Raw genomic sequence first — 25,906 nt, forward strand, 5'->3', positions numbered from 1 at the left:
GTCGTATGTGAGCGTCAGCGCTGGGCGGCGGCGAGGGATTCCCGGGCCTTGGCGGCCACGTTCTCCGCGGTGAAGCCGTACTCCTGGAAGAGGACCTTGCCGTCGGCGGAAGCACCGAAGTGCTCCAGGGAAACGATGCGTCCGGCGTCCCCGACGTACTTGTGCCAGGTGAGACCGATACCCGCCTCGACCGCGACACGGGCCTTCACGGACGGGGGCAGGACGCTGTCCCGGTACCCCTGGTCCTGCTCCTCGAACCACTCCACGGACGGCATCGAGACCACACGCGTGGGCACACCCTCGGCTTCCAGCCGCTCGCGCGCCTCGACGGCGACGTGCACCTCGGAGCCGGTCGCGACGAGCAGCACCTCCGGCGTCCCGGTGGAGGCCTCGAACAGCACGTACCCGCCCTTGGCCGCGTTCTCGTCGGGCTCGTACGTCGGAACACCCTGGCGGGTGAGGACCAGACCGTGCGGGGCGCCCTTGCCGAAGACCTTCGTCCAGCGCTTGAGGATCTCGCGCCAGGCGATGGCCGTCTCGTTGGCGTCGGCCGGGCGGACGACGTTCAGGCCCGGGATGGCGCGCAGCGAGGCCAGGTGCTCGACCGGCTGGTGCGTCGGGCCGTCCTCGCCGAGACCGATGGAGTCGTGCGTCCACACGTACGTCACCGGCACGTGCATGAGGGCGGACAGCCGCACGGCGTTGCGCATGTAGTCGGAGAACACGAGGAACGTGCCGCCGTAGATGCGGGTGTTGCCGTGCAGCGCGATGCCGTTCATCTCCGCGGCCATGGAGTGCTCGCGGATACCGAAGTGGACGGTGCGGCCGTACGGGTCCGCCTCCGGGAGCGGGTTGTCCGCCGGGAGGAACGACGACGTCTTGTCGATCGTCGTGTTGTTGGAGCCCGCGAGGTCGGCGGAGCCGCCCCACAGCTCGGGGATGACCGCGCCGAGCGCCTGGAGCACCTTGCCGGACGCGGCACGGGTCGCGACGCCCTTGCCGGGCTCGAAGACCGGGAGCTTCTCCTCCCAGCCGGTGGGCAGCTCGCCCGCGGCGACACGCTCGAACTCGGCGGCGCGGTCGGGGTTGTTGTCCCGCCACTGCTGGAAGGACTTCTCCCACACGGCGCGGGCCGCCTGGCCGCGCTCCAGGGCGCCCCGGGTGTGGGCGATGACCTCGTCGGCGACCTCGAAGGACTTCTCCGGGTCGAAGCCGAGGACGCGCTTGGTGGCCGCGACCTCGTCGTCGCCGAGCGCCGAGCCGTGCGCGGCCTCGGTGTTCTGCGCGTTCGGCGCGGGCCAGGCGATGATCGAGCGCATCGCGATGAAGGACGGCTTGTCCGTCACCAGCTTCGCGGCCTCGATGGCGTCGTAGAGGGCGTGCGGGTCCAGGTCGCCGTCCGGCTTGGGGGCGACCCGCTGCACGTGCCAGCCGTACGCCTCGTAGCGCTTGACGGTGTCCTCGGAGACGGCCGTCTCCGTGTCGCCCTCGATCGAGATGTGGTTGTCGTCCCACAGCAGGACCAGGTTGCCGAGCTTCTGGTGGCCGGCCATCGAGGACGCCTCGGCGGAGATGCCCTCCTGGAGGCAGCCGTCACCGGCGATCGCGTAGACGAAGTGGTCGAACGGCGACTCGCCGGCCGGGGTCTCCGGGTCGAACAGACCACGCTCGTAGCGGGCGGCCATCGCCATGCCCACGGCGTTCGCGACACCCTGGCCCAGCGGGCCGGTGGTCGTCTCGACGCCCGTGGTGTGGCCGTACTCCGGGTGACCCGGCGTCTTCGAACCCCAGGTGCGGAACGCCTTGAGGTCGTCCAGCTCCAGGCCGAAGCCGGCCAGGTACAGCTGGGTGTAGAGCGTCAGGGACGAGTGGCCCGCGGACAGCACGAAGCGGTCGCGGCCGACCCAGTCGGCGTCCGCCGGGTCGTGCCGCATCACCTTCTGAAAGAGGGTGTACGCGGCAGGCGCCAGGCTCATCGCCGTACCGGGATGGCCGTTGCCGACCTTCTGTACGGCGTCGGCGGCCAGGACGCGCGCGGTGTCCACCGCCCGCTGGTCCAACTCGGTCCACTCGAGGTCTGTGGTGGTCGGCTTGGTGCTCACCCTGGGTCAGGGCTCCTCTCCACATGTCACGCATGTCGAATGCCGGTGCACGCGGCGCCCACCGGCCGTTGTCGAGCCTACCCCCGTGAGAACGTTCATTTTTTCGAGTCATTCCAGACTGCCGGGAGACTTGGTGATCCGCCTCCCGACCGGTGTGTTCCCTGTTCGGCAAGTGAATACGGAGCCGCTCGTACGAGTGCTCAACCGAGTGCCCTCCGGCTCTTCCGCAGGTGCTGCCCAACACGACCCCACCCCCGCGAATGTCGGGGTCTGGGCAACGTCTACAGTGGCGTGGTACGCGCGAGCCTTTACCCCGTATTCACATGGGGAGGCTCGCTGGGAGTCTCTGTCAGGGGTGTGCGTGACGGCCGTTGAATCCCGTCCTGTGGGGATCGTCGGGGCGAGCCAGAGCCCGAGCCGGCGACCGGTCGGGGCCCGGGTCAAGGCGTTCGTGGCGTTGACCAAGCCGCGGATCATCGAGCTGCTGCTGATCACCACCGTCCCGGTGATGTTCCTGGCGCAGCAGGGCGTTCCGGACCTCGGGCTGGTGGTCCTGACCTGTCTCGGCGGATACCTCTCCGCCGGCGGCGCCAACGCGCTGAACATGTACATCGACCGCGACATCGACGCGCTGATGGACCGCACCTCGCAGCGTCCGCTGGTCACCGGGATGGTCAGCCCGCGTGAATGTCTCGCCTTCGGTATCACCCTCGCGGTGGTCTCGACACTCCTGTTCGGTCTGACCGTCAACTGGCTGTCGGCGTGGCTCGCCCTCGGCGCGCTCCTCTTCTACGTCGTCGTCTACACGATGATCCTCAAGCGCCGTACCTCGCAGAACATCGTGTGGGGCGGCATCGCCGGCTGCATGCCGGTCCTGATCGGCTGGTCGGCCGTGACGAACTCGGTGTCCTGGGCGCCGGTCGTCCTCTTCCTCGTCATGTTCTTCTGGACGCCGCCGCACTACTGGCCGCTGTCGATGAAGGTCAAGGACGACTACGCGCGCGTGGGCGTGCCGATGTTGCCGGTCGTCGCCTCCAACAAGACCGTCGCCCGGCGGATCGTCCTCTACAGCTGGGTGATGGTCGCCGTCTCGCTGCTGCTGACCGTGCTCGGCTACACCGGGTGGTTCTACACCTCGGTGGCGCTGGTGGCCGGCGGCTGGTGGCTGTGGGAGGCGCACGCGCTCCAGAACCGTGCGAAGGCCGAGGCCACGGGCGGGAAGCTGAAGGAGATGCGGCTGTTCCACTGGTCCATCACCTACGTGTCGCTGCTGTTCGTGGCGGTCGCGGTGGACCCCTTCCTGCGCTGAGTCCCCCCGGGGCGGCGCGTCACGCCTCATCACGGCTTCGAACGGCCGGGGTGCGTGGTCGACACCACGCACCCCGGCCGTCGCCGTTCGATCTACCCGTCGGTAGCATCTTGGCCATGGCAGACACCAAGCAGGTTGACGAGAGCGCCGACGCCAAGCAGGCCGCGAAGGCCGAGCGCAAGGCGGCCCGGCTCGCCAAGCAGATCAGCGCCTTCGCCAAGCAGCACGGCGGGGCCGAGGGCCAGATCGCGTACATCGGCGAGCGCGGCGCCCGCATCGTCCTCGTCGGCGAGGACGGCGGCTGGGGCGACCTGGTGGCCCCCTCCGTCGCCGTGGCCGAGCTGGCCGTCGGCAAGGCGGGCGTCACCGTCCACGAGACCTTCGACGGCGAGTTCGCCGCGAAGGTGAAGACCGGGCCGTACGAGTGGACGCGGATGGCCGGGATCCAGGTCGGCGGACCGAAGAACGGCTGAGCAGCAACAACCTGACACCCCGGTCACCCGTTAGGACCCGTAGGAATCACGTGGTCCATCTCCCGGGAGCCCGGATGATCGAAACGCCGTCCTTGGTGGACCAGTACTGCCACGGCGTCCTGAGAACGGAGCTGGGTCTCGGCACCTTCGAGGCCCAGTTGGCCCGTACCGAGGGCCCGCCGGCCCCGGGTACGACCCTGTTCGACACCCAGACGGGGTTCGCGGTACGCCGCTGGTGCCCCCCGCTCCTCGGTCTCGAACCGCACGCGCCGCCCGCCCGCTATCTCGCCCGCCGTCGTGAACTCGGCGTACTGGAAGCGGGCCGCCGGCTGCTGCGCGGCAGCGGCATCACGACGTACCTGGTCGACACGGGCCTGCCGGGCGACCTCACCGGACCCGGCGAGCTCGCCTCCGCCGGCGCCGCCGAGGCGCGGGAGATCGTGCGTCTGGAACCCCTCGCCGAGCAGGTCGCCGACACCTCCGGCACCGTCGAGTCCTTCCTCGCCAACCTCGCCGAGTCGGTCCACGGGGCCGCCGCGAACGCCGTGGCCTTCACCTCCGTCGCGGGGGTCCGGCACGGCCTCGCCCTCGCGCCCGAGCCGCCCGGTCCGGGGGAGGTGCGGGGCGCGGCGGGGCGCTGGCTGGCGGGCCGCAGGGTCGGCGGAGAGCTGAGCGATCCGGTGCTGCTGCGGCACCTGCTGTGGATCGCCGTCGCCTCGGGGCTGCCCCTTCAACTGCACGCGGGGCTCGGCGAGCCGGGGGCGCGCGTCGACCGCACGGATCCGGTGCTGCTGACGGACTTCGTGCGGGCCACGGCCGGCCTCGGCACCGACCTGGTCCTGCTGCACGGCTACCCCTACCACCGGCACGCCGCCCACCTCGCGGGCGTCTTCCCGCACGTCTACGCCGACTCCGGCGCCGCGCTGGTGCGGACCGGCGCGCGGGCCGCGACGATCCTGGCGGAGATCCTGGAGCTGGCGCCCTTCGGCAAGATCCTCTTCTCCAGCGGGGCCGGGGGGCTGCCCGAACTGCACGTGGTCGGGGCGCGGCTGTTCCGCGAGGCACTGGCACGGGTGCTCGGCGGCTGGGTCGTGGAGGGCGCGTGGTCGGCGCGGGACGCGCAACGGGTGGCGGGACTGATCGCGGCGGGCAACGCGCGCCGGGTGTACGGGCTCGGCTGAGGTGGACAGACTGGGCGCATGACGAGCCGTACGGAAGCCTTACTGGACCGTTTCCTCGCCGGACTCGCGGAACTGGACCCCGTCGCCGTGTGGGCCCACGGTTCGCTCGCCGGGGGCGACTACCAGGAGGGCCGCAGCGACCTGGACCTGATCGCGGTTCTGGCGGGGCCCGTGACACCGCGCGTCGTGTGGCACCTGGGCCGGCTGCACGCCCGTCTGCGGAACGAGCCGCTCGCCCCGCTCCTGCACTGCACCTATCTCACCCCCGACCGGGCGGCCGACCCGGAGCGGCGGCACCTGACCTGGGCGCACAGCCAACTGTTCCGGCGGACGGTGACCCCGGTGACCCGGCGTGAACTGCTCGACTTCGGCCGGGTGCTGTACGGGAAGCCGCCCGGCGCGCTGCTGCCGCCCGTGCCGGACCGCGCGCTCGTCGACTTCGTCCTGCGTGACCAGCGGGACTTCTGGCGGCCCACGGTCGACCGGGCCCACCTGTGGAGCCGGAACGTCTGGGTCGATCTGGGGCTGCTGACGTTCGCGCGGGCGACGGTGACCGTGCGGGACGGCCGGCTGATCACCAAGCGCCAGGCCCTCGACGAACTGTCCGCGCTGGGGGCGCCGGCGGAGGTCGTGTCGGACATCGCGCGCCGCCGCTACACCGAGGAGGACGGGCCCGCCGACGAAGGGTGGCCGGACCGCCGCGCCCGGCTGACCCGGGAGTACCTGGGGCCGGCGATCGACGGGCTGGTCACCTCGTACGGGTGACGCGGGCGTGCCTCACGCGCGCGTGCCGACGGTCGCCTCGGCCGCCGGGCCCGGCAGGTCGATCGTCGCCTCGGGGCGCTCGCGCATCGCCAGCAGCACGCGCAGCACCGCGATCCACACCAGGCAGGAGCCGAACATGTGGAGCCCGACCAGGGCCTCGGGAAGGTCCGTGAAGTACTGGACGTAGCCGATGACACCCTGCCCGAGCAGCACCAGGAACAGGTCCCGGGTACGGTCCAGCGGGTCCTTCGGCGCGTCCACCGCCCGGAGGATGAACCACAGGGCGAAGGTGAGCGTCACCACGATCCAGGCGAGCACGGCGTGCAGCTTGGCGACCGTCTCCCAGTCCAGCGGCATCCGCTCGACCTCGCTGGAGTCACCGGCGTGCGGGCCGGCGCCGGTGACCACCGTGCCGACGGCGATCAGCAGGGTCGAGGCGGCGACCAGGAACCACACCAGCTGCTGCACGGGCTTGCCGACCAGCGGCCGGGGCTCCCCGTCGCCCTCCCGGGCGCGCTGCCACATCACCGCGGCGACCGCGAGCAGCGCCGTGGCCGCCAGGAAGTGCGCGGCGACCGTGTAGGGGTTGAGGCCGACGAGGACCACGATCCCGCCGAGCACGGCGTTGCTCATCACCAGCCAGAACTGCGCCCAGCCCAGCCGGGTCAGGCTCCGCCGGCGCGGCTTCTCGGAGCGCGCGGCGATGATCGCCCAGCCGACGGCCGCGCACAGCACGTACGTCAGCATCCGGTTGCCGAACTCGATGGCGCCGTGGAAGCCCATCGCGCCGGTCGCGGTGAGCGAGTCGTCGGTGCACTTGGGCCAGGTCGGGCAGCCCAGGCCGGAGCCGGTGAGCCGCACGGCACCCCCGGTGACCACGATGATCACCGACATCACGAGCGGATACAGGGCCGCCCGCCGAACGGTCCGGCGGGTGGGGGTCCAGCGTTCGGCGATGAAGGCGAGCGGGTTGCGCACGGCGGCTACGGCGTCGGCACGGGTCACGTTTGGCACGCGTCCCATCGTAGGCGCCCGCTTGTGCACGCGTTCACGAGGGTCCCCCGGGTGGCGCGTGCGGCTACTCCCAGCGGAAGAACCGGCCGGCGGCCGCGAGCCCGGCGACCGCCCACACCGCGAGGATCCCCAGGTCGCCCCAGGGCATGCCCGTACCGTGCTGGAGCACGTCCCGCAGGCCGTCGGAGAGGGCCGAGACGGGCAGCAGGCCGAGCACGTCCTGGGCGCGGGGCGGGAACTTGTCGAGCGGGACGATCACCCCGCCGCCCACCAGCAGCAGCAGGAAGACCAGGTTGGCCGCGGCGAGCGTCGCCTCCGCCTTCAGGGTGCCCGCCATCAGCAGGCCGAGGCCCGAGAACGCGGCCGTGCCCAGGACCAGCAGCAGGAGGACGGCCGCCGGGTCGCCGTGCGGGTTCCAGCCCAGGGCGAAGGCGATCGCCGTCAGGAGGATCACCTGGAGGATCTCCGTGACCAGGACCGACAGCGTCTTCGCCGCCATCAGGCCCCAGCGGGGGAGGGGGGAGGCGGCGAGCCGCTTCAGCACCCCGTAGCGGCGCTCGAAGCCGGTCGCGATGGCCTGGCCGGTGAAGGCCGTCGACACCACGGCGAGCGCGAGGATCCCGGGCGTGAGGAAGTCCACGGCCTCGCCCGCGCCGGTGTCGACGATGTCCACGCTGCTGAACAGCACCAGCAGCAGTGTGGGGATCACGACGGTCAGCAGCAGCTGCTCGCCGTTGCGCAGGAGCATCTTCGTCTCCAGCGCCGCCTGGGCCGCGATCATGCGGGGCAGCGGGGCCGCGCCGGGCCGGGGGGCATAGGTACCCGTGGCGGTCATCAGCGCAGCTCCTTGCCGGTCAGTTCCAGGAAGACGTCCTCCAGGGTGTGGCGTTCGACCGAGATCCGGTCCGGCATCACCCCGTGCTGCGCGCACCACGAGGTGACCGTGGCCAGAAGCTGCGGGTCCACCTTGCCCATCACCCGGTACGAGCCCGGGGTCAGCTCGGCGGCCGCGCTGTCGGCGGGCAGTGCCTTGAGCAGGGACGTCACGTCGAGGCCGGGCCGGCCGGTGAAGCGCAGGGTGTTCTCGGCGCCGCCGCGGCACAGTTCCTCGGGGGAGCCCTGGGCGATGACCCGGCCCGCGTCGATGATCGCGACGTCGTCGGCGAGCTGCTCGGCCTCGTCCATGTAGTGGGTGGTCAGGATCACGGAGACGCCGTCCGCCCGCAGGTCCCGGACGAGCTCCCAGGTGGCGCGGCGGGCCTGGGGGTCGAGGCCGGCCGTCGGCTCGTCCAGGAACACCAGCTCCGGGCGGCCCACGACGGCCATCGCCAGCGCGAGCCGCTGCTGCTGGCCGCCGGAGAGCCGGCGGTACGTCGTCCGGCCGCAGGAACCGAGGCCGAGGCGTTCGACGAGGGCGTCGACGTCCAGCGGGTGGGCGTGCAGCCCGGCCACGTGCCGGAGCATCTCGTCGGCCCGGGCGCCGGAGTACACGCCCCCCGACTGGAGCATCACGCCGATCCGGGGGCGCAGGTCGCAGGCCTGTCTCTGCGGGTCGAGGCCGAGGACGCGTACCGTGCCGGCGTCCGGCCTGCGGTACCCCTCGCAGGTCTCCACGGTGGTCGTCTTGCCGGCGCCGTTGGGTCCGAGGACGGCGGTGACGCCCGCCCGGGCCGTCAGATCGAGGCCGTTGACCGCGGTCTTCGCCCCGTACCGCTTCACCAGGGCCTCGACCCGGACGACAGGCTCACTTCGCATGGCTCAAGAGTCTAGGTTCGCGGCCGGGGGCTCGGACCGGGGGGTGCGGGAACCGGCCAACAGGCGCCGGCGGCGGGGACGGGCGGGCTCAGAGTTCCTCCTCGCGGGACCGGTGCAGGGGCAGCCACCGCTGCGCGTAGGCCACGGCGTCCGCGACCGGGAACAGCCGGACGTCTGCGGCCCCGACGGTGCCCCGGACGACGTCACGGTCGCGTTCGAAGTCATGGCCCAGTTCGTCGAAGCGGTGGGAGTCGATCGACACCTCGGTCACGACCTCCCACGAGCCGTCGGGTCCCGGCCGGCCCACCGCGACGAGCGGGGCCGGGATCCGGTACTCGGCCAGGTGGAAGCTGGTGCAGGTGTGGTAGCCGGCGCCGAGCAGCAGGACCCGCGCCCCCGCCTTCTCGAGCCGGGCCAGCGGGCTGTGCTCGCCGAGCCGGCAGTCGGGGGCGTGCCCCTCGACCAGTTCCGCCGCCCGCGGCCCCAGCGCCGCGAACGAGGTCTGCGGGTGGGCGCTGCGCAGTGCGCCGGGCCAGGTGCGGACCGTCTCAGGGATCACGCCTACGCCCAGGGCGGGAGTGATCAGGGGGTCGTAGGCGGGCATGGTGGCCCGGATCCGCTCCCACCACTGCGCGGGGACCGGCGGATTGCTCCACAGGGCCGGGTCGGACAGGTCGCCGGACTGGGTGGGGACCACGAGTGTGCCGTCCGGCCCGATCGCGTCGAGAAGTCCCAGGACGACCGCGACAGCGCCTCCGCAGACCCAGCCGAGCGAACGGAGCGAGGAGTGCACGAGGAGGATTTCGCCGGGTTCGACACCCAGCGCGCGAAGCTCCGCGGCGAGGCTGTCGCGGGTGACAAGTGGGCCGGTGGGAGGGGGTGTGGGCATGGTCCGGCAGTGTCCTGGAAGGGGCTCCCGGAGGCCAGTGCTTTTATCGCACCGGCACCCTGGTCTGATCGATCGGAGATCGTTTCCGCAGGTCAGATTAGGTATACCTAAGTGACGCAGGGCACCGCCCGCCGATCAGGGCGCGGCTTGCCTGCCTCTGAGGAATTACGCAACAATGGCGTTGTGAAAAACGTCGGCGAGGCTCGGGAGATCCCCACGGGGACCCCCCAGGAAGAGATCGCGACCGGTGAGCGCTCGACGCGCAACCGGGTCGCGCGGTCCATCCTGGACCACGGGCCGTCGACCGTCGCCGAGCTGGCCGGCCGGCTGGGCCTCACCCAGGCCGCCGTACGCCGCCACCTCGACGCGCTGGTCGCCGACGACGTCGTGGCGGCCCGCGAGCAGCGGGTGTACGGAGCGCGGACACGCGGGCGGCCGGCCAAGGCCTTCGCCCTCACCGACTGCGGCCGTGACGCCTTCGACCAGTCCTACGACAAGCTCGCCGCGGACGCCCTGCGCTGGATCCAGGAACGCTTCGGCGGGGAAGAGGCCGTCGTGGCCTTCGCCCGCGCGCGGATCGCCGAACAGGCCGCCGGGTACCGCGAGGCGATCCAGGCGGCGGCCCCCGAAGAGCGGACCGAAGCCCTGGCCAGGGCCCTGAGCGCGGACGGGTACGCTGCTACGGCGCGCAGCGCACCGGTCGGCGAGCAGCTGTGCCAGCACCACTGCCCCGTCGCCCATGTCGCCGAGAAGTTCCCGCAGCTCTGCGAGGCGGAGACCGAGATCTTCTCGGAGCTGCTCGGGACACACGTCCAGCGGCTGGCGACCATCGCCCACGGCGACGGCGTCTGCACCACGTTCATCCCCAGAGTTTCCACAGCCATTCCCAACGCATCTGCAAGCACGGCCGGGAGGAACCCCGCATGACTCTCCCCACGGAGACTGCCCACCCCGAACTCGAGGGCCTGGGTAAGTACGAATACGGCTGGGCCGACTCCGACACGGCCGGCGCCTCTGCGAAGCGCGGCATCAACGAGGACGTCGTCCGTGACATCTCGGCCAAGAAGTCCGAGCCGGAGTGGATGACGAAGCTGCGTCTCAAAGGCCTGCGGCTGTTCGACAAGAAGCCCATGCCCAACTGGGGCTCGGACCTGTCGGGCATCGACTTCGACAACATCAAGTACTTCGTGCGCTCCACGGAGAAGCAGGCGGAGTCCTGGGAGGACCTGCCCGAGGACATCAAGAACACGTACGACAGGCTCGGCATCCCGGAGGCGGAGAAGCAGCGCCTCGTCGCCGGTGTCGCGGCCCAGTACGAGTCCGAGGTCGTCTACCACCAGATCCGTGAGGACCTGGAGGAGCAGGGCGTCATCTTCCTCGACACCGACACCGCGCTCAAGGAGCACCCGGAGCTCTTCAAGGAGTACTTCGGCACCGTCATCCCGGTCGGCGACAACAAGTTCGCGTCGCTGAACACCGCGGTGTGGTCCGGCGGCTCCTTCATCTACGTGCCGAAGGGCGTGCACGTCGAGATCCCGCTCCAGGCCTACTTCCGTATCAACACGGAGAACATGGGCCAGTTCGAGCGGACCCTGATCATCGTCGACGAGGGTGCCTACGTGCACTACGTCGAGGGTTGTACGGCCCCGATCTACAAGTCGGACTCGCTGCACAGCGCCGTGGTCGAGATCATCGTCAAGAAGAACGCCCGCTGCCGTTACACGACCATCCAGAACTGGTCGAACAACGTCTACAACCTGGTCACCAAGCGCGCCGTGGCGTACGAGGGCGCGACCATGGAGTGGATCGACGGCAACATCGGCTCCAAGGTGACGATGAAGTACCCGGCCGTCTACCTGATGGGCGAGCACGCCAAGGGCGAGACCCTCTCCATCGCCTTCGCGGGCGAGGGCCAGCACCAGGACGCCGGCTCCAAGATGGTCCACATGGCGCCGAACACCTCGTCCAACATCGTCTCGAAGTCCGTGGCGCGCGGCGGCGGCCGGACGTCCTACCGCGGTCTCGTCGAGATCGGCGAGGGCGCCCACGGCTCCAAGTCCAACGTGCTGTGCGACGCGCTGCTCGTCGACACCATCTCCCGCTCCGACACGTACCCCTACGTGGACGTCCGCGAGGACGACGTGTCCATGGGCCACGAGGCCACCGTCTCCAAGGTCAGTGACGACCAGCTCTTCTACCTGATGAGCCGCGGCATGACCGAGTTCGAGGCGATGGCGATGATCGTGCGCGGCTTCGTCGAGCCCATCGCGAAGGAGCTGCCCATGGAGTACGCCCTCGAGCTCAACCGGCTGATCGAGCTCCAGATGGAGGGCGCGGTCGGTTAAGCGACCGCCTCCCCCGTCCAGCCCCTCACGCAAGAAAGCGAGCAGACCGACAGCCATGGCTGAGGCTCAGAACTCCCCCACCCTCGAATCCGCCCGGGCGGGGGGACCCCCACCGGTGGGCAGCACGACCGCCGGCCAGATCGCGGTGGCCGCCGAGTCGACCGTCGCCACGCGCATGAGCGCGCCCCCGTCCTTCGACGTCGCGGACTTCCCGGTCCCGCACGGTCGCGAGGAGGAGTGGCGCTTCACGCCGCTGGAGCGGCTGCGCGGGCTGCACGACGGCACCGCCGTGGCGACCGGCGAGGGCGTGACGGTCGCCGTCGAGGCGCCCGAGGGCGTCACCGTCGAGCTCGTGGACCGCGACGACCCGCGCCTCGGCAAGGCCGGCACCCCGGTCGACCGGGTCGCCGCCCAGGCGTACTCGGCGTTCGAGAAGGCCGGCGTGATCACCGTCCCCAAGGAGATGGTCCTCACCGAGCCGATCCGTATCGCGGTGCACGGCGAGGGCGGGGTCTCCTACGGCCACCAGGTCGTCGAACTGGGTGCCTTCGCCGAGGCCGTCGTCGTCATCGACCACACCGGTGACGCCGTGATCGCCGCCAACGTCGACTACGTCCTCGGAGACGGCGCGAAGCTGACCGTCGTCTCCGTCCAGGACTGGGACGACAAGGCCGTGCACGTGGCCCAGCACAACGCCCTCGTCGGCCGGGACGCGAGCTTCAAGTCGGTCGTGGTGACCTTCGGCGGCGACCTCGTGCGCCTCCACCCGCGCGTGACGTACGCCGGTCCGGGCGCGGAGGCCGAGCTGTTCGGCCTGTACTTCACGGACGCCGGTCAGCACCAGGAGCACCGCCTCCTCGTCGACCACAACGTCCCGCACTGCAAGTCCAACGTCGTCTACAAGGGCGCCCTCCAGGGCGAGGCCGCACACGCCGTGTGGATCGGTGACGTCCTCATCGAGGCCGCGGCCGAGGGCACGGACACCTACGAGATGAACCGCAACCTGGTCCTCACGGACGGCGCGCGGGTCGACTCGGTGCCGAACCTGGAGATCGAGACCGGTGAGATCGTCGGCGCCGGGCACGCCTCCGCCACCGGCCGGTTCGACGACGAGCAGCTCTTCTACCTGATGGCCCGCGGCATCCCGGCCGACGAGGCCCGTCGCCTGGTGGTCCGCGGCTTCTTCGCCGAGCTGGTCCAGCAGATCGGTGTCGACGACATCGAGGAGCGTCTGCTCGCCAAGATCGAGACCGAGCTGGAGGCCACCGTCTGATGGCCGACGACCGTGCCCGATTCATCCGGGCCTGCGGACTGAGCGAGCTGACCGAGGACACCCCGACGCGGGTGGAACTCGACGGCACGCCGGTCTCGGTCGTCCGTACCGAGGGGGAGGTGTTCGCCATCCACGACATCTGCTCCCACGCGAACGTCTCGCTCTCCGAGGGCGAGGTGGAGGACTGTCAGATCGAGTGCTGGCTGCACGGCTCGAGCTTCGACCTCCGCACCGGCAAGCCGTCCGGCCTTCCCGCGACGCGACCCGTCCCCGTATATCCCGTAAAGATCGAAGGGGACGACGTGCTCGTCTCCCTCACCCAGGAGTCCTGAGGCACCCATGGCAACGCTTGAAATCCGAGACCTGCACGTCACCGTCGAGGCCGACAACGCCACGAAGGAGATCCTCAAGGGCGTCGACCTCACCGTGAAGCAGGGCGAGACGCACGCCATCATGGGCCCGAACGGCTCCGGCAAGTCGACCCTCGCCTACTCGCTCGCGGGCCACCCGAAGTACACGATCACCGGCGGCACCGTGCTGCTCGACGGCGAGGACGTCCTGGAGATGTCCGTCGACGAGCGCGCCCGCGCGGGCCTCTTCCTCGCCATGCAGTACCCGGTCGAGGTCCCCGGCGTCTCCGTGTCGAACTTCCTGCGCACCTCCGCCACCGCCATCCGCGGCGAGGCCCCCAAGCTGCGCACCTGGGTGAAGGAGGTCAGGGAGGCCATGGAGCGCCTTCACATGGACACCTCCTTCGCCGAGCGCAACGTCAACGAGGGCTTCTCCGGCGGTGAGAAGAAGCGCCACGAGATCCTCCAGCTGGAGCTGCTGCGCCCGAAGGTCGCGATCCTCGACGAGACGGACTCCGGTCTGGACGTCGACGCCCTGCGCATCGTCTCCGAGGGCGTCAACCGCGTCCGCGAGACCGGCGAGGTCGGCACCCTGCTGATCACGCACTACACGCGCATCCTGCGCTACATCAAGCCCGACTTCGTGCACGTCTTCTCGGGCGGCCGCATCGTCGAGTCCGGCGGTGCCGAGCTCGCCGACAAGCTGGAGAACGAGGGCTACGAGGCTTACGCGAAGCTCGCGGAAGCCGACACGAAGGGTGGCGTATCCGCGTGACGCAGCTGCCGGGCCTCCTCGACACCGAGGCGATCCGCAAGGACTTCCCGATCCTGGACCGTCAGGTCCACGACGGCAGGAAGCTCGTGTACCTGGACAACGCGGCGACCTCGCAGAAGCCGCGCCAGGTACTGGACGCCCTGGGCGAGTACTACGAGCGCTACAACGCCAACGTCCACCGCGGTGTGCATGTGCTCGCCGAGGAGGCCACGGCACTGTACGAGGGCGCGCGCGACAAGGTCGCCGCGTTCATCAACGCGCCGAGCCGCGACGAGGTGATCTTCACCAAGAACGCCTCCGAGTCGCTCAACCTCGTGGCCAACATGCTCGGCTGGGCCGACGAGCCCTACCGGGTGGACCACGAGACCGAGATCGTCATCACGGAGATGGAGCACCACTCCAACATCGTGCCGTGGCAGCTGCTGGCGCAGCGCACCGGCGCGAAGCTGAAGTGGTTCGGCCTGACCGACGACGGCCGGCTCGACCTCTCGAACATCGACGAGATCATCACCGAGAAGACGAAGATCGTCTCCTTCGTGCTGGTGTCGAACATCCTCGGCACCGTGAACCCGGTCGAGGCGATAGTGCGCCGCGCGCAGGAGGTCGGCGCGCTGGTGTGCATCGACGCCTCGCAGGCCGCGCCACACATGCCGATGGACGTGCAGGCCCTCCAGGCCGACTTCGTGGCCTTCACCGGCCACAAGATGTGCGGCCCGACCGGCATCGGCGTCCTCTGGGGCCGCCAGGAGCTGCTCGAGGACCTCCCCCCGTTCCTCGGCGGCGGCGAGATGATCGAGACGGTGTCGATGCACTCGTCGACGTACGCCCCGGCGCCGCACAAGTTCGAGGCGGGCACCCCGCCGATCGCGCAGGCGGTCGGTCTGGGCGCGGCCATCGACTACCTGTCCGCGATCGGCATGGACAAGATCCTCGCCCATGAGCACGCGATCACCGAGTACGCGGTGCGGCGTCTGAGCGAGGTCCCCGACCTGCGGATCATCGGCCCGCCCACGGCCGAGGACCGGGGCGCGGCGATCTCCTTCACGCTCGGCGACATCCACCCGCACGACGTCGGCCAGGTGCTCGACGAGCAGGGGATCGCGGTCCGGGTGGGTCACCACTGCGCCCGGCCCGTCTGCCTGCGCTACGGAATTCCCGCGACCACGCGAGCGTCGTTCTATCTGTACTCCACGCCGGCCGAGATCGACGCTCTGGTCGACGGCCTGGAGCACGTACGGAACTTCTTCGGCTGAGGGGCGTGCTGGAATCGTGCTGTGTCACCCCGGGGGACAACCCCCGCAACCCCGGCCGCGAGGCCACGTAACGGAGGCTGGGATGCGAGGTCGGTCGTCGTGAAGCTGGACTCGATGTACCAGGAAGTCATCCTGGACCACTACAAGCACCCGCACGGGCGTGGGCTGCGCGACGGCGACGCCGAGGTGCACCACGTGAACCCGACCTGCGGCGACGAGATCACCCTCCGGGTGAAGTACGACGGTACGAAGATCCAGGACGTCAGCTACGAGGGCCAGGGCTGCTCCATCAGCCAGGCGAGTGCGTCGGTCCTGAACGACCTCCTGGTCGGCAAGGACCTGGCCGAGGCGCGGAGGATCCAGGAGACCTTCCTGGAGCTGATGCAGTCCAAGGGCAGGATCGAGCCCGACGACGAGATGGAGGAGGTGCTGGAGGACGCGGTCGCGTTCGCCGGTGTCTCCAAGTACCCGGCCCGGGTCAAGTGCGCCCTCCTCAGCTGGATGGCGTGGAAGGACGCGACGGCCCAAGCCCTGGGCGGAGCCGACGCCGAGAGGAAGACGGCATGAGCGAGACCCTTGAGATGAAGCCGGCCTCCGAGGAGGAGGTGCGCGAGGCGCTGTACGACGTCGTCGACCCCGAACTGGGCATCGACGTCGTCAACCTCGGGCTGATCTACGGCATCCACATCGACGACGCGAACATCGCGACGATCGACATGACCCTGACCTCGGCGGCCTGTCCACTGACGGACGTGATCGAGGACCAGGCGAAGTCCGCCACGGACGGCCTGGTCAACGAGCTGCGCATCAACTGGGTCTGGATGCCGCCGTGGGGCCCGGACAAGATCACGGACGACGGACGTGAGCAGCTGCGCGCCCTCGGGTTCAACGTCTGAGAGCCCGCCCGGGGCTTCCCCCGGCACACGAAAGCGGCGGCACCCTCGGGTGCCGCCGCTTTCGTGTGTGCTCGGGCCGCTCTCGTACGTGCTCAGGCCAGCCCGTCCACCAGATTGAACGAGAAGTCCTCGCGGTAGCTGGAGCCGTAGCCGTACGCGTCCAGGCGCAGGGCGAAGTTCTTGTGGCGCAGGAAACGACCGGGGTAGTTAACCGACTCCAGCATGACGGCGCCGGAGGAGTAGGAGGAGGGGACGGCACAGAAGGTGGCGTCCTGCTTGAAGAGGGCCGAGCCGTCGTCGCGTTCGGCGCGCAGGACGAAGTCGCGGTGGCGCAGATACCGGCCGTCCGCCGTGACGAAGGTGGAGCAGGAGCTGTCCGCCAGCCCCTTCACCACGGTGAAGGTGGAGTCCGCGCGGGACTCCGAGCCGCCGACCGCGTCGAGTTTCACCAGACCGCCGCTCACGTGCCAGTAGCGGTCGGGGTAGTTGACCGAACGGACCGAGCGCTGGGTGGTCGTCGGCCTGGGCGCGGACGGCTTCGTCGTCGAGGACGCGGACGGCGCGGCCGGGGCGTGCGGCGTCGAACTTCCCTGCGCCTCGGGGGAGGAGGAGGGCTTCGGCGACGCGGACGCGGTCGTGCTCTGCTTTCCCGTCGGTGACGGCGACCCGCTCACGGACGGGGTGGCGAAGGAGATCAGGCCGCCCCCCTTCCCGTCGTCCGACAGCGGCTGTCCCCGGCGGGCCTGTGACGTGTCGTCAACGTGCTTGTCGTTCAAGGCGATCGCGGTCACGCACGCCACGATGGTGGCCACGGCGAGACCGCCGGCCAGCCAGAGGCGCCGTGTTCCGGGTGCCCGGGAGGTGTCCGGGGCCCAGCCGTTCTCCCAGGGCTGTTCCTGGGAGGGCCGGGACTTGTTGTCTGGCATGCGCTGTTCCTCCAGCGGCGTCCCTGACGGCGGCCGCGGCTGCGATGACCCGGTGTGTGAACGGTGAAACAGTAGTGGAACCTGTGGCTCACGTTCAGTCGTTTGGGCGAGCGCTTTCCATAACGCTTTCGACTCCACGGCGACTTGGGATGAGGAGTACCGGTCCGGCCGCCGTTATGTACACCCGTACGCATCACTGTGTACGCTTGTACACATGGGATACCTGACGCTGGCCGGCGCCATCGCCGCCGAGGTGGCCGCGACGACCGCCATGAAGTACAGCGACGGCTTCAGCAGGCTCTGGCCCTCGCTGCTGACGGCCTCCGGCTACGTCGTCTCCTTCCTGCTCCTCGCCCAGACCCTCAAGACCGTCGGCATCGGCACGGCCTACGCCATCTGGGCCGGGGTCGGCACCGCGGCCATCGCCGTCATAGGGCTGGCGCTGTTCGGGGAGTCGCTGACGCCCACCAAGGCCGCCGGCATCCTTTTGATCGTCGGGGGAGTGGTCGTGCTCAACCTGGGAGGTGCGCACTGATGCCCCGGCGCCACGACCCCGAGCGGCGGCAGCGGATCATCGACGCGGCGATCCGGGTCGTCGGCGACAAGGGACTGGCCGGGCTGAGCCACCGCTCGGTCGCCGCCGAGGCGGACGTGCCCCTCGGCTCCACCACCTACCACTTCGCCACCCTCGACGAACTGATGACCGCCGCCCTGCGACAGGCCAACGAGGGCTTCGCCAAGGCGATCGCGGCCCACGGCGGGCTGACGGACACCCGCATCGATCTCCCCGCCGAACTGGCCGGACTGCTCGGCGACTGGCTGGCCGGCGAGCGTACCGGCGTCGAGCTGGAGTACGAGCTGTACCTGGCCGCCCTGCGACGGCCCGCGCTGCGCCCGGTCGCCGCCGAGTGGGCCGAGGACCTCGCCACCCTCCTCGCCGGGCACGTCGATCCGCTCACCGCACGCGCGCTGGTCGCGCTGATGGACGGGATCTGCCTCCAGGTCCTGCTGACGGACGCGCCCTACGACGAGGAGTACGCGCGCGAGGCGCTGACCCGGCTCATTCCCGCCGCTCCCGGACGCCCGCTTCCCGCCGCTCCCCGGGCCGCGGCTCCGGGTCGGCGTCCCCGCCCAGGCGCCGCACGACGCTGAGCGCCTCCTCGACGCTCCCCGCCACGTCCGTCACCGGATACTGCACATGCCGGACGACCCGCTCCCGGTCCACGACCAGGGTCAGCCGTTTCAGCCGGCTCGCGCCCGCCGCCCGGAACGTCGGCAGCCGCAGCGCCGTGATCAACGTCAGCTCGGCGTCGGACAACAGCGGAAAGCCCAGCCGCTCCTCCTGCGCGAACGCGCGCTGCTCGTCCGGCCGTTGAGTGGACACTCCGTGCACCGCCGCGCCCGCCGCACGGAATCCGGCGAGCCGGTCGCGGTAGGTGCGGGACTCCAGCGTGCAGCCCGGGGTGCCCGGGATCTCCGCCCAGCTCGGCGGGTAGGCGTCGGGGCGGGCGTAGGCGCCGGGGAAGCAGTAGAGAACGGTGTGGAGCGCGCCGTCGGCGACCGGATCACGCGGCGAGCCCTGGTCGTCGACGAGCCGGAGCGCGGGCAGCCGGGTGCCGGTCAGCGCGTGCACCCGCCCGGCCTCCGCGGACGCCTGCCCGGCCGTGGCGGTGGTGCCGCCGTCACCCAGGACCCAGGCGTCCCCCCAGTCCTGGAGGGCGACCAGTACGGGCAGCAGGGCCCGGCCACGCGGGGTGAGGCGGTACTCGTGGCGCACCGGGCGCTCCTGGTACGGCACCCGCGCGAGCACCTCCGCCTCGACGAGAAGCCGCAGTCGCTCGGTCAACACCTTCCGGGACAGGCCGAGTTCACGCTGGAGCTCGTCGAACCGGTGCACTCCGCGCGCGGTGTCCCGGACGATCAGCAGCGTCCACCAGTCCCCGACGACGTCCAGGGCCTGCGCGATGGCACAGCCGGAATCCTCCAGGCTAGTCCTGCGGGCCATGGGCCTCCTCCCGTCGCCGACGGCCATGCTGACACAGTTGGTTCCCAAGAGAAACTCACCAGGTTGACGCGGGTGCGGGGCCCGCCCCCTGAGACACCGCCGCCCGGGTTGGCCTCTGCGGCCCCCCGCCGGTTAGGTTGCCCTCATGACCGACACGACTGTTCCCCGCACCAGCGGCGCCGCGGCCGCCGGCCTCGCCACGATCGCCGCCGACGGCACCGTTCTCGACACCTGGTTCCCCGCGCCCGCGCTCGTCGCCGAGCCCGGCCCGTCCGGCACCGAGCGCCTGTCCGCCGAGAAGGCCGTGGAGCTGCTCGGCGACGGCGCGGCGAAGGCCGTCGGTCCGGACGCCCGCCGGGGCGTCGAGGTGGTCGCGGTCCGTACGGTCATCGCCTCGCTCGACGACAAGCCGCTCGACGCGCACGACGTCTACCTGCGCCTGCACCTGCTCTCCCACCGGCTCGTGAAGCCGCACGGGCAGAGCCTGGACGGCATGTTCGGCCACCTCGCCAACGTCGCGTGGACCTCGCTCGGTCCGGTCGCCGTGGACGACATCGAGAAGGTGCGCCTGAACGCCCGCGCGCAGGGTCTGCACCTCCAGGTCACGTCCATCGACAAGTTCCCGCGCATGACGGACTACGTCGCGCCGAAGGGCGTCCGGATCGCCGACGCCGACCGGGTCCGCCTCGGCGCCCACCTCGCCGAGGGCACCACGGTCATGCACGAGGGCTTCGTCAACTTCAACGCGGGCACCCTCGGCACCTCGATGGTCGAGGGCCGCATCTCCGCGGGCGTCATCGTCGGCGACGGCTCGGACATCGGCGGCGGCGCCTCCACGATGGGCACGCTGTCCGGCGGCGGCAACGTCGTCATCTCCATCGGCGAGCGCTGTCTCGTCGGCGCCGAGGCGGGCGTCGGCATCGCCCTAGGCGACGAGTGCGTGGTCGAGGCGGGCCTGTACGTCACCGCGGGCACCCGGGTCACCATGCCCGACGGCCAGATCGTCAAGGCGCGCGAGCTCTCCGGCGCCTCGAACGTCCTCTTCCGCCGCAACTCGGTCTCCGGCGCCGTCGAGGCCCGCCCGAACAACGCGGTATGGGGCGGCCTGAACGAGATCCTGCACAGCCACAACTGATCACGGGCGGCTGTGACCTGCGGCCGGGCCGGTGGCGCGTCCTCGTCCGGCGCTCAGTCGCCCGGTCGGGTCACGAGCCGTTCGTAGGCCGTGCGCAGCGCGTCGACCGTCTCGCGGGCGGCGGGGCGCAGCGGTGGCCGGACCGGGCCGGCCGGCAGGCCCAGGTCGTTCAGGAGTCCCTTGGCGGTCACGGTGCCGGGCAGGCCCGAGGCCATCGTCAACTCCACCAGTTCCATGGTCTGTTGCTGGAGAACGGCGGCCTCGGCGGTCGCGCCCGCGTCGAACGCGTCCAGAACGGCGCGCAGTCGCTCGGGCACCACGTTCGCGACCGTGCTGACATAGCCCGCACCGCCCACCGCGTACAGCGCCAGGTGGTGCTCCTCGCACCCCGCGTAGTACGCCAACCCGGTGCGGGAGAGCACCTTCTGGGCGCCGAGGAAGTCGTAGGAACAGTCCTTGACCGCGACGATCCGGGGGTGCTCGGCGAGCCGGAGCATGGTGTCCGGTTCGATCCGGGTGCCCGTGCGGCCGGGGATGTCGTACAGCATCACCGGCAGCCCGGACGCGTCCGCGACCTCCAGGAAGTGCGCCTCCAGGGCGTCCTGCGGAGGCCTGCTGTAGTACGGGCTGACGACGAGCACCCCGTCCGCGCCGGCCCTCTCGGCGGACCGGGCGAGTTCGACGGTGTGGCGGGTGTCGGACGTGCCCACCCCGGCGACGATCGACGCCCGGTCGCCCACCGCCTCCCGCACCGCGGCCACCAGCTCCGTCTTCTCGGCGTCCGACGTGGTCGGCGACTCGCCCGTCGTTCCGGAGAGCACCAGGCCGTCGCAGCCGGCGGACACCAGCCGGTCGGCGAGCCGCCGCGCACCGTCGAGGTCCAGCGAGCCGTCGCCGGCGAACGGCGTGACCATCGCGCAGAGCGCGCGGCCGAAGGGAGGGGCGGGGGGCCGGGTGGTGGTCGGAGTCGGGGGTGAGATGCGCTCTGTCGTCATACGGCTAGTCTCGGTCCCGCCAAGGTGAAGCTCTACTTAATTTTCCTACCTGGTACAGGTAAGTATTCCTGTAGTGATGCCTCGCCGTCCGGGGCCGCCGTGGGGGTAGGGGGCGGACGGCCGGGGTACCCGGAGGGTTCCGGAACGAAGGAGGCGGAACCCGTGACCGGGATGACCGACAGGACAGCGGCCGACCTGCGTCGGCAGATCGAACGGACCCGGCACCGGCTCGGGTCCACGGTCGAGGAGCTGGCCGCCAGGGCCGACGTCCGCGGCCGCACCAAGGCCCGCGCCGCCGATCTCATGGACCGCGCCGGCGCGATGACCGTACAGCTGCGCAGCACGGCCTCCCAGGCCGGCTATCACGTGCAGGAGCGGGCGGGCCGTGCGGGGCACGCCGTCCAGGAGCGGGCCGGGCGCGCGGGGCACGCCGTCCAGGAACGCGCGGGCCACGCCGGTCACGCGGCCCAGGGGCGCGGGGTCCGTGCGAAGCACGCCGTGCAGGACGCGGCCACGCGCGTCGGCCGCACCGGCCGGCGACAGGCACTCCATGTCCGCGACGACCTGCGGAACAACGCGGCCCGCGCGAGCCGCACCGCGGAGCGCTCGGCGCCCGCCCCGGTCCAGGCGCCCGTGCGGTTCGCCCTGCGGCATCCGCGGCCGGTGGTGATCGTGGGCGCGGCGGCGGTGGCGCTGGTCGCGGCCGGAGTGATGGGCCGGCGCAGGGCGAAGGAGCAGTAGCCCGGCAGTAGTCGTACCAGGGTGCCGGTCACGGGCGTCGCACACGTCCGTGACCGGCACACTCGTTCTCGGAGCCGGTCGAAGCGGAAGAGCGTCAGTACCTCGGACCGCGACCTCGGGCCGTACGCCGGTGACGCCGTACTCGGCGGGTCGGTGCCCGGGGGACCGGGTCCGGCGTGACGCCGAGCGTCCCGTGGCCCCTGACCGGCGGGCCGGTGACCGGTCGCCGAACGCGAGGACCGAAGCCGCCGACGGCACCCGGCCCGCATTCCGCCCTCGCTCAGCCCGCATTCCGCCCTCGCTCCGTCCACGTTCCGTGCTCCCGCCGACTCCCACCGAACACTCGATTCTCCTGGACAAGAAAAGTTTTCGGTGAGACGCTGGACGCATGCTGGACGTGACCGTGATCGAGGACCCCGAGGCCGCCGCCGTCTCCCTGGACCCCATACGGGCCAGGCTGCTCGCCGAGCTGGCGGCCGGACCCGCGTCGGCGGCGATGCTGGCCGGCAAGGTCGGGCTGCCGAGGCAGAAGGTGAACTACCACCTCAAGGCGCTGGAACGGCACGGGCTGGTCGAACTGGCCGGTGAGCGCCGCAAGGGCAACGTGACCGAGCGGCTGATGCGGGCGACCGCGGCGTCGTACGTGATCTCGCCGCTCGCGCTCGCCGCGGTGCAGCCGGACCCGGACCGCTTCCGGGATCAGCTGTCCGCGCGCTGGCTGCTCGCGCTCGGTGCCCGGCTGGTGCGTGATGTCGGCTCGCTGATCACCGGTGCCGAGAAGGCCCGCAAGGGACTGGCGACCTACGCGCTGGACGGCGAGGTGCGCTTCGCCTCGGCCGCCGACCGGGCCGCGTTCGTCCAGGAACTGACGGCGGGCGTCAGCGCGCTCATCCGCAAGTACGACGCCCCCGACGCCGGGAGCGGCCGCGACCACCGGATCGTCGTGGCCGTCCATCCCACGGTCAAGGCCCCGGCGCTGCCACAGGACCAGCCGCAGCCCCGGAACCGAGAACCAGAACCAGAACCAGACAGTCGGTAATCAGGAGCCCACCATGTCCAAGGAATTCGAGATCGCCCGCGAGTTCGAGGTCGACGCCACACCGCAGCAGGTGTGGGACGCCTTCACCGCGGGGACCGGCGGCTGGCTGTGGCCGATGGAGGAGCCGGAGCCGCACGAGGGCGGCAAGGGACCCTTCGGTTCCACGGTCACCGTCTGGGACCCGCCCCACCGCTACACCAACCGGGTCGAGAACGTCGACGGCATCTCCGAGCAGACCCTCAACCAGCTGGACTACACCGTCGAACCGCGCGACGAGGGCCGGCGGGCCTGGGTGCGCTACGTGCACAGCGGTATCTTCGTCGACGACTGGGACAACCAGTACGACGCGGCGGGCCGGCACACCGACTTCTACCTGCACACCCTGCGGGAGTACCTGACGCACTTCGACGGCCGCCCGGTCGCCTTCGTCACCTTCGACGGGCCCGACGCGTCCAAGGCGCCCGACGCCCTCACCGCCGTGGCGCGGGCGCTGGGCCTCGCGGACGACACGGCAGAGGGCGCGCGCGTCCAGGTCGGCGGCGCCGGGGGGCGCCTCCTCGACGCCGTGGTCGACTTCCGCAACCCGTACTTCGTCGGGCTGCGCGGCGACAACGCCCTCGTCCGCTTCTTCGGCCGCAACCACTGGGGCTACCCGGTCGGCGTCAGCGTCCACGACTTCGCGCCGGACGCCGACGCCCGGGCGAACGAGGCCGCCTGGCGGGGCTGGCTGGACGGAGTGTTCGGCCGGCCCCGCTGACCGCGGCGGCGGGTGTTACGGCTCGAAGCGCAGCACCTGCGGGTCGTGGTCGCTGATCTGGTCGTGGAACTCCGAGTTGATGTGCACGCTGTCGTACTCGAAGCCGCAGCCGCGCCGGATCGACGGGCTCACCAGGATCTGGTCCAGGACCTGCTGGTTGCCCTGGTAGTCGTAGGTGTAACGCTCGCTCCTCGGCAGCGACTTGATCGCCGACCACAGCTCGCCGTCACCTTCGAGGAGCTGCGCGGTGCCGGAGAACTCGAAGTCGTTGATGTCGCCCAGCGCGATGACGTCCGCGTTCTTCTGCGTGTCGAGGATGTCCTTGACGAACGCGTTGACCAGCGTCGCCTGCTGGTGGCGCTGGGTCTCCGAGCTGCGCACCACCGGCTGGTACTGCGCGGTGAGGCCTTGGTCGCCGCCCTTGGAGTTGAAGTGGTTGGCGATCACGAAGACCGTACGGCCGCGGAAGACGAACTCGCCGACCAGCGGCTTGCGGCTGCTCGCCCAGGCCGCGTCGGCCGGGTCGATACGGCCGGGGGAGGCGGTCAGCTGCGCCTTGCCGCGCACCTTGGTGACGCCGACGGCGGTGGCCGCGTCGCCGCCCGCGCGGTCGGTGAAGGAGACCCGCTCCGGGTTGAACAGGAACACCTGACGGATGTTTCCGCCCGGCTCGCCGCCGTCCGTGTTGTTCGTCGGGTCGATCGAGCGCCAGTCGTACCTCGGGCCGCCCGCGGCCACGATCGCGTCGATCAGCTTGCCCACCGTCACATCGGCGGCGACCGTACCGTCGTTGGTCGCGCCGTTGTTGTCCTGGATCTCCTCCAGGGACACGATGTCGGGCGACTTCAGGTTGTTCACGATCGCGGAGGCGTGCTCCTCGAACGTGGCGTCGGACGGGTCGAGGTTCTCGACGTTGTACGTCGCGACCGCCAGCTCGCCCTTCTTCTGCTTCTGCGTCGTCTCCCGCTCCAGGCCGCCGCTCTTCAGCGTGCCGAGCCGGTTCGCGACGAGCGTGTAGCCGCCGAACTGGTTGTAGTCCAGCGGACCCGAGGTGACGCCGGTCAGCGCGTCGCCGACGTTCGCGACCGGGAAGTCCGCCGTCGCGCCGAGCGACTGGATCTGGATCCTGCCGGTGTTCTGCGAGGTGTAGGAGCCGTACAGCGCGCCCCCGCTGCGGCTGGTGTTCTCGCGCGGCTTCACCGTGACCCACAGCTCGCTGTACGGGTCGGTGGCGGTGACCACACGGGCGTCGGCGACCTGGACGTTCATGCCCTCGAGGGACTCGTAGTAGTCCAGGGCGTACGTGGCGGGCCGCAGGGTGAGGCCGTTGACCGAGTTGCTCGCGGCGGGGTCGCCGGCCGGGGTGTAGGCGGCCGGGACCGACTTCGCGTTCACGACCGTCGCGGCCGGGACCGCGTTGCCGCTGGAGACCACGGTCACCGTCGGCTTGGTGATCTCCGTGATCGTCTGGTTGCCGGTCGAGGCGCCGCCCGGGACGAACTCCGAGACCGTGCCGGTCACCGTGACGGAGTCACCGACGGCGACCTTGGGAACGGAGCTGGTGAAGACGAAGACGCCCTCGCTGGTCGCCGGGTCGGCGTCCGGGTTCGGATCCTGGATCCAGAAGCCTCTGGACGAGCCGTAAGTGCGCACACCGGTGACGATTCCGGCCACACCCGTGACCGCCTGGCCGGCGTACGGCGACACCCGGGTCGTGCCCTGGATGTCGTGGATGGCCACCGTCTCCGCGTGCGCGGGCGCGGACAGGGCGACGGTGGAGGCCGCGGAACAGACGGCGGCGACGGTGAGCGCGGAGATGCGCGCGGACTTCTTGCTCGGCAACGGAATCCCTCCGGGGACGTACATGAGCGCCGGGACGAGGGTGGAACGTGGAAAACGAGGGTGGTGCGTGGAACGAGGGTGGGGCG

General features: G+C 70.9%; 27 protein-coding genes. 18 read left to right on the forward strand and 9 right to left on the reverse strand.

Features of this window, described 5'->3' with window-relative positions; translation table 11 throughout:
• Positions 1 to 14 precede the first annotated feature (14 nt).
• Positions 15 to 2,102, reverse strand: a complete 2,088-nt coding sequence (tkt, locus tag OG440_RS28495) for a transketolase (RefSeq protein WP_406009628.1) — start codon at positions 2,100 to 2,102, stop codon at positions 15 to 17.
• Between the two features lie 355 nt (positions 2,103 to 2,457).
• Between tkt and OG440_RS28500 the strand changes: the two genes are divergently transcribed.
• From OG440_RS28500 to OG440_RS28515, 4 genes are all read left to right on the forward strand, one after another.
• Complete coding sequence (locus OG440_RS28500; RefSeq protein ID WP_406009629.1) at positions 2,458 to 3,411, forward strand: heme o synthase; 954 nt, start codon at positions 2,458 to 2,460, stop codon at positions 3,409 to 3,411.
• A gap of 116 nt (positions 3,412 to 3,527) precedes the next feature.
• Positions 3,528 to 3,884, forward strand: a complete 357-nt coding sequence (locus tag OG440_RS28505; protein WP_406009630.1) for a hypothetical protein — start codon at positions 3,528 to 3,530, stop codon at positions 3,882 to 3,884.
• Between the two features lie 74 nt (positions 3,885 to 3,958).
• The gene (locus OG440_RS28510; protein WP_406009631.1) at positions 3,959 to 5,065 is read left to right on the forward strand and encodes an amidohydrolase family protein; all 1,107 of its coding nucleotides are present in this window, start codon (positions 3,959 to 3,961) and stop codon (positions 5,063 to 5,065) included.
• Positions 5,066 to 5,083: 18 nt separating this feature from the next.
• Positions 5,084 to 5,830 (forward strand): nucleotidyltransferase, encoded by a 747-nt coding sequence (locus tag OG440_RS28515; RefSeq protein ID WP_406009632.1) that lies wholly within the window; start codon positions 5,084 to 5,086, stop codon positions 5,828 to 5,830.
• Between the two features lie 12 nt (positions 5,831 to 5,842).
• Here the strand turns inward: OG440_RS28515 and OG440_RS28520 are convergent, their stop codons facing one another.
• The 4 genes from OG440_RS28520 to OG440_RS28535 all read right to left on the reverse strand — a co-directional run bounded on the left by OG440_RS28520 (position 5,843) and on the right by OG440_RS28535 (position 9,488).
• Positions 5,843 to 6,853, reverse strand: coding sequence for a COX15/CtaA family protein (locus OG440_RS28520; RefSeq protein WP_406009633.1), 1,011 nt, complete (start codon positions 6,851 to 6,853; stop codon positions 5,843 to 5,845).
• 55 nt (positions 6,854 to 6,908) lie between these two features.
• The gene (locus OG440_RS28525) at positions 6,909 to 7,679 is read right to left on the reverse strand and encodes an ABC transporter permease (RefSeq protein WP_406009634.1); all 771 of its coding nucleotides are present in this window, start codon (positions 7,677 to 7,679) and stop codon (positions 6,909 to 6,911) included.
• Positions 7,679 to 8,599, reverse strand: a complete 921-nt coding sequence (locus OG440_RS28530; protein WP_406009635.1) for an ABC transporter ATP-binding protein — start codon at positions 8,597 to 8,599, stop codon at positions 7,679 to 7,681. Before OG440_RS28530 ends, OG440_RS28525 begins: the two co-directional genes overlap by 1 nt.
• 88 nt (positions 8,600 to 8,687) lie before the next feature.
• A complete protein-coding gene (locus OG440_RS28535) occupies positions 8,688 to 9,488 on the reverse strand; it encodes an aminoglycoside N(3)-acetyltransferase (protein WP_406009636.1) in 801 nt (266 codons plus the stop codon).
• A gap of 183 nt (positions 9,489 to 9,671) precedes the next feature.
• Between OG440_RS28535 and OG440_RS28540 the strand changes: the two genes are divergently transcribed.
• The 8 genes from OG440_RS28540 (at position 9,672) to OG440_RS28575 (ending at position 16,380) form a co-directional block, all read left to right on the forward strand.
• Positions 9,672 to 10,415: a helix-turn-helix transcriptional regulator gene (locus OG440_RS28540; RefSeq protein ID WP_406009637.1), complete on the forward strand. Its 744-nt coding sequence runs from the start codon at positions 9,672 to 9,674 to the stop codon at positions 10,413 to 10,415.
• Positions 10,412 to 11,833, forward strand: coding sequence for a Fe-S cluster assembly protein SufB (gene sufB, locus OG440_RS28545; RefSeq protein ID WP_406009638.1), 1,422 nt, complete (start codon positions 10,412 to 10,414; stop codon positions 11,831 to 11,833). The genes OG440_RS28540 and sufB overlap by 4 nt, the downstream gene beginning before the upstream one ends.
• A gap of 55 nt (positions 11,834 to 11,888) precedes the next feature.
• Positions 11,889 to 13,106 carry a Fe-S cluster assembly protein SufD gene (gene sufD, locus OG440_RS28550; protein WP_406009639.1) on the forward strand — a complete coding sequence of 406 codons (1,218 nt, stop codon included), beginning with the start codon at positions 11,889 to 11,891 and terminating at the stop codon, positions 13,104 to 13,106.
• The gene (locus tag OG440_RS28555) at positions 13,106 to 13,438 is read left to right on the forward strand and encodes a non-heme iron oxygenase ferredoxin subunit (protein ID WP_384124515.1); all 333 of its coding nucleotides are present in this window, start codon (positions 13,106 to 13,108) and stop codon (positions 13,436 to 13,438) included. Before sufD ends, OG440_RS28555 begins: the two co-directional genes overlap by 1 nt.
• Before the next feature lie 7 nt (positions 13,439 to 13,445).
• Positions 13,446 to 14,231 carry a Fe-S cluster assembly ATPase SufC gene (gene sufC, locus OG440_RS28560; RefSeq protein WP_406009640.1) on the forward strand — a complete coding sequence of 262 codons (786 nt, stop codon included), beginning with the start codon at positions 13,446 to 13,448 and terminating at the stop codon, positions 14,229 to 14,231.
• Positions 14,228 to 15,484 (forward strand): cysteine desulfurase, encoded by a 1,257-nt coding sequence (locus OG440_RS28565; protein ID WP_406009641.1) that lies wholly within the window; start codon positions 14,228 to 14,230, stop codon positions 15,482 to 15,484. The genes sufC and OG440_RS28565 overlap by 4 nt, the downstream gene beginning before the upstream one ends.
• A 99-nt stretch (positions 15,485 to 15,583) precedes the next feature.
• On the forward strand, positions 15,584 to 16,051 hold the full coding sequence (sufU, locus tag OG440_RS28570) for a Fe-S cluster assembly sulfur transfer protein SufU (protein ID WP_406009642.1): 468 nt from the start codon (positions 15,584 to 15,586) through the stop codon (positions 16,049 to 16,051).
• A complete protein-coding gene (locus OG440_RS28575; protein WP_020130530.1) occupies positions 16,048 to 16,380 on the forward strand; it encodes a metal-sulfur cluster assembly factor in 333 nt (110 codons plus the stop codon). The genes sufU and OG440_RS28575 overlap by 4 nt, the downstream gene beginning before the upstream one ends.
• A gap of 92 nt (positions 16,381 to 16,472) precedes the next feature.
• On the opposite strand, the gene OG440_RS28580 is transcribed toward OG440_RS28575, so the two are convergent.
• A complete protein-coding gene (locus tag OG440_RS28580; RefSeq protein WP_406009643.1) occupies positions 16,473 to 17,306 on the reverse strand; it encodes an AbfB domain-containing protein in 834 nt (277 codons plus the stop codon).
• A gap of 214 nt (positions 17,307 to 17,520) precedes the next feature.
• Between OG440_RS28580 and OG440_RS28585 the strand changes: the two genes are divergently transcribed.
• Both OG440_RS28585 and OG440_RS28590 read left to right on the forward strand, forming a co-directional pair.
• Entirely contained in the window at positions 17,521 to 17,841 is a 321-nt protein-coding gene (locus tag OG440_RS28585) for a DMT family transporter (protein WP_406009644.1), read from the forward strand.
• Positions 17,841 to 18,458, forward strand: a complete 618-nt coding sequence (locus OG440_RS28590) for a TetR/AcrR family transcriptional regulator (protein ID WP_406009645.1) — start codon at positions 17,841 to 17,843, stop codon at positions 18,456 to 18,458. Before OG440_RS28585 ends, OG440_RS28590 begins: the two co-directional genes overlap by 1 nt.
• On the opposite strand, the gene OG440_RS28595 is transcribed toward OG440_RS28590, so the two are convergent.
• On the reverse strand, positions 18,367 to 19,311 hold the full coding sequence (locus OG440_RS28595) for a winged helix-turn-helix transcriptional regulator (RefSeq protein ID WP_406009646.1): 945 nt from the start codon (positions 19,309 to 19,311) through the stop codon (positions 18,367 to 18,369). The genes OG440_RS28590 and OG440_RS28595 overlap by 92 nt on opposite strands.
• A gap of 145 nt (positions 19,312 to 19,456) precedes the next feature.
• On the opposite strand from OG440_RS28595, the gene dapD reads away from it, so the two are divergent.
• Entirely contained in the window at positions 19,457 to 20,446 is a 990-nt protein-coding gene (dapD, locus tag OG440_RS28600) for a 2,3,4,5-tetrahydropyridine-2,6-dicarboxylate N-succinyltransferase (protein WP_406009647.1), read from the forward strand.
• A 53-nt stretch (positions 20,447 to 20,499) separates the two neighbouring features.
• Here dapD and dapA read toward each other — a convergent pair whose 3' ends face one another.
• Positions 20,500 to 21,441, reverse strand: coding sequence for a 4-hydroxy-tetrahydrodipicolinate synthase (gene dapA / locus OG440_RS28605; RefSeq protein ID WP_406009648.1), 942 nt, complete (start codon positions 21,439 to 21,441; stop codon positions 20,500 to 20,502).
• A gap of 171 nt (positions 21,442 to 21,612) precedes the next feature.
• On the opposite strand from dapA, the gene OG440_RS28610 reads away from it, so the two are divergent.
• From OG440_RS28610 to OG440_RS28620, 3 genes are all read left to right on the forward strand, one after another.
• On the forward strand, positions 21,613 to 22,182 hold the full coding sequence (locus OG440_RS28610) for a DUF3618 domain-containing protein (RefSeq protein WP_406011483.1): 570 nt from the start codon (positions 21,613 to 21,615) through the stop codon (positions 22,180 to 22,182).
• A 388-nt stretch (positions 22,183 to 22,570) separates the two neighbouring features.
• On the forward strand, positions 22,571 to 23,221 hold the full coding sequence (locus OG440_RS28615; RefSeq protein ID WP_406009649.1) for an ArsR/SmtB family transcription factor: 651 nt from the start codon (positions 22,571 to 22,573) through the stop codon (positions 23,219 to 23,221).
• A 13-nt stretch (positions 23,222 to 23,234) separates the two neighbouring features.
• On the forward strand, positions 23,235 to 23,978 hold the full coding sequence (locus tag OG440_RS28620) for an SRPBCC domain-containing protein (protein ID WP_406009650.1): 744 nt from the start codon (positions 23,235 to 23,237) through the stop codon (positions 23,976 to 23,978).
• A gap of 15 nt (positions 23,979 to 23,993) precedes the next feature.
• On the opposite strand, the gene OG440_RS28625 is transcribed toward OG440_RS28620, so the two are convergent.
• Entirely contained in the window at positions 23,994 to 25,820 is a 1,827-nt protein-coding gene (locus OG440_RS28625; RefSeq protein ID WP_406009651.1) for an endonuclease/exonuclease/phosphatase family protein, read from the reverse strand.
• Between the last annotated feature and the right edge of the window lie 86 nt (positions 25,821 to 25,906).

The organism is Streptomyces sp. NBC_00637, from assembly GCF_045161545.1.
Classification (GTDB): Bacteria; Actinomycetota; Actinomycetes; order Streptomycetales; family Streptomycetaceae; genus Streptomyces.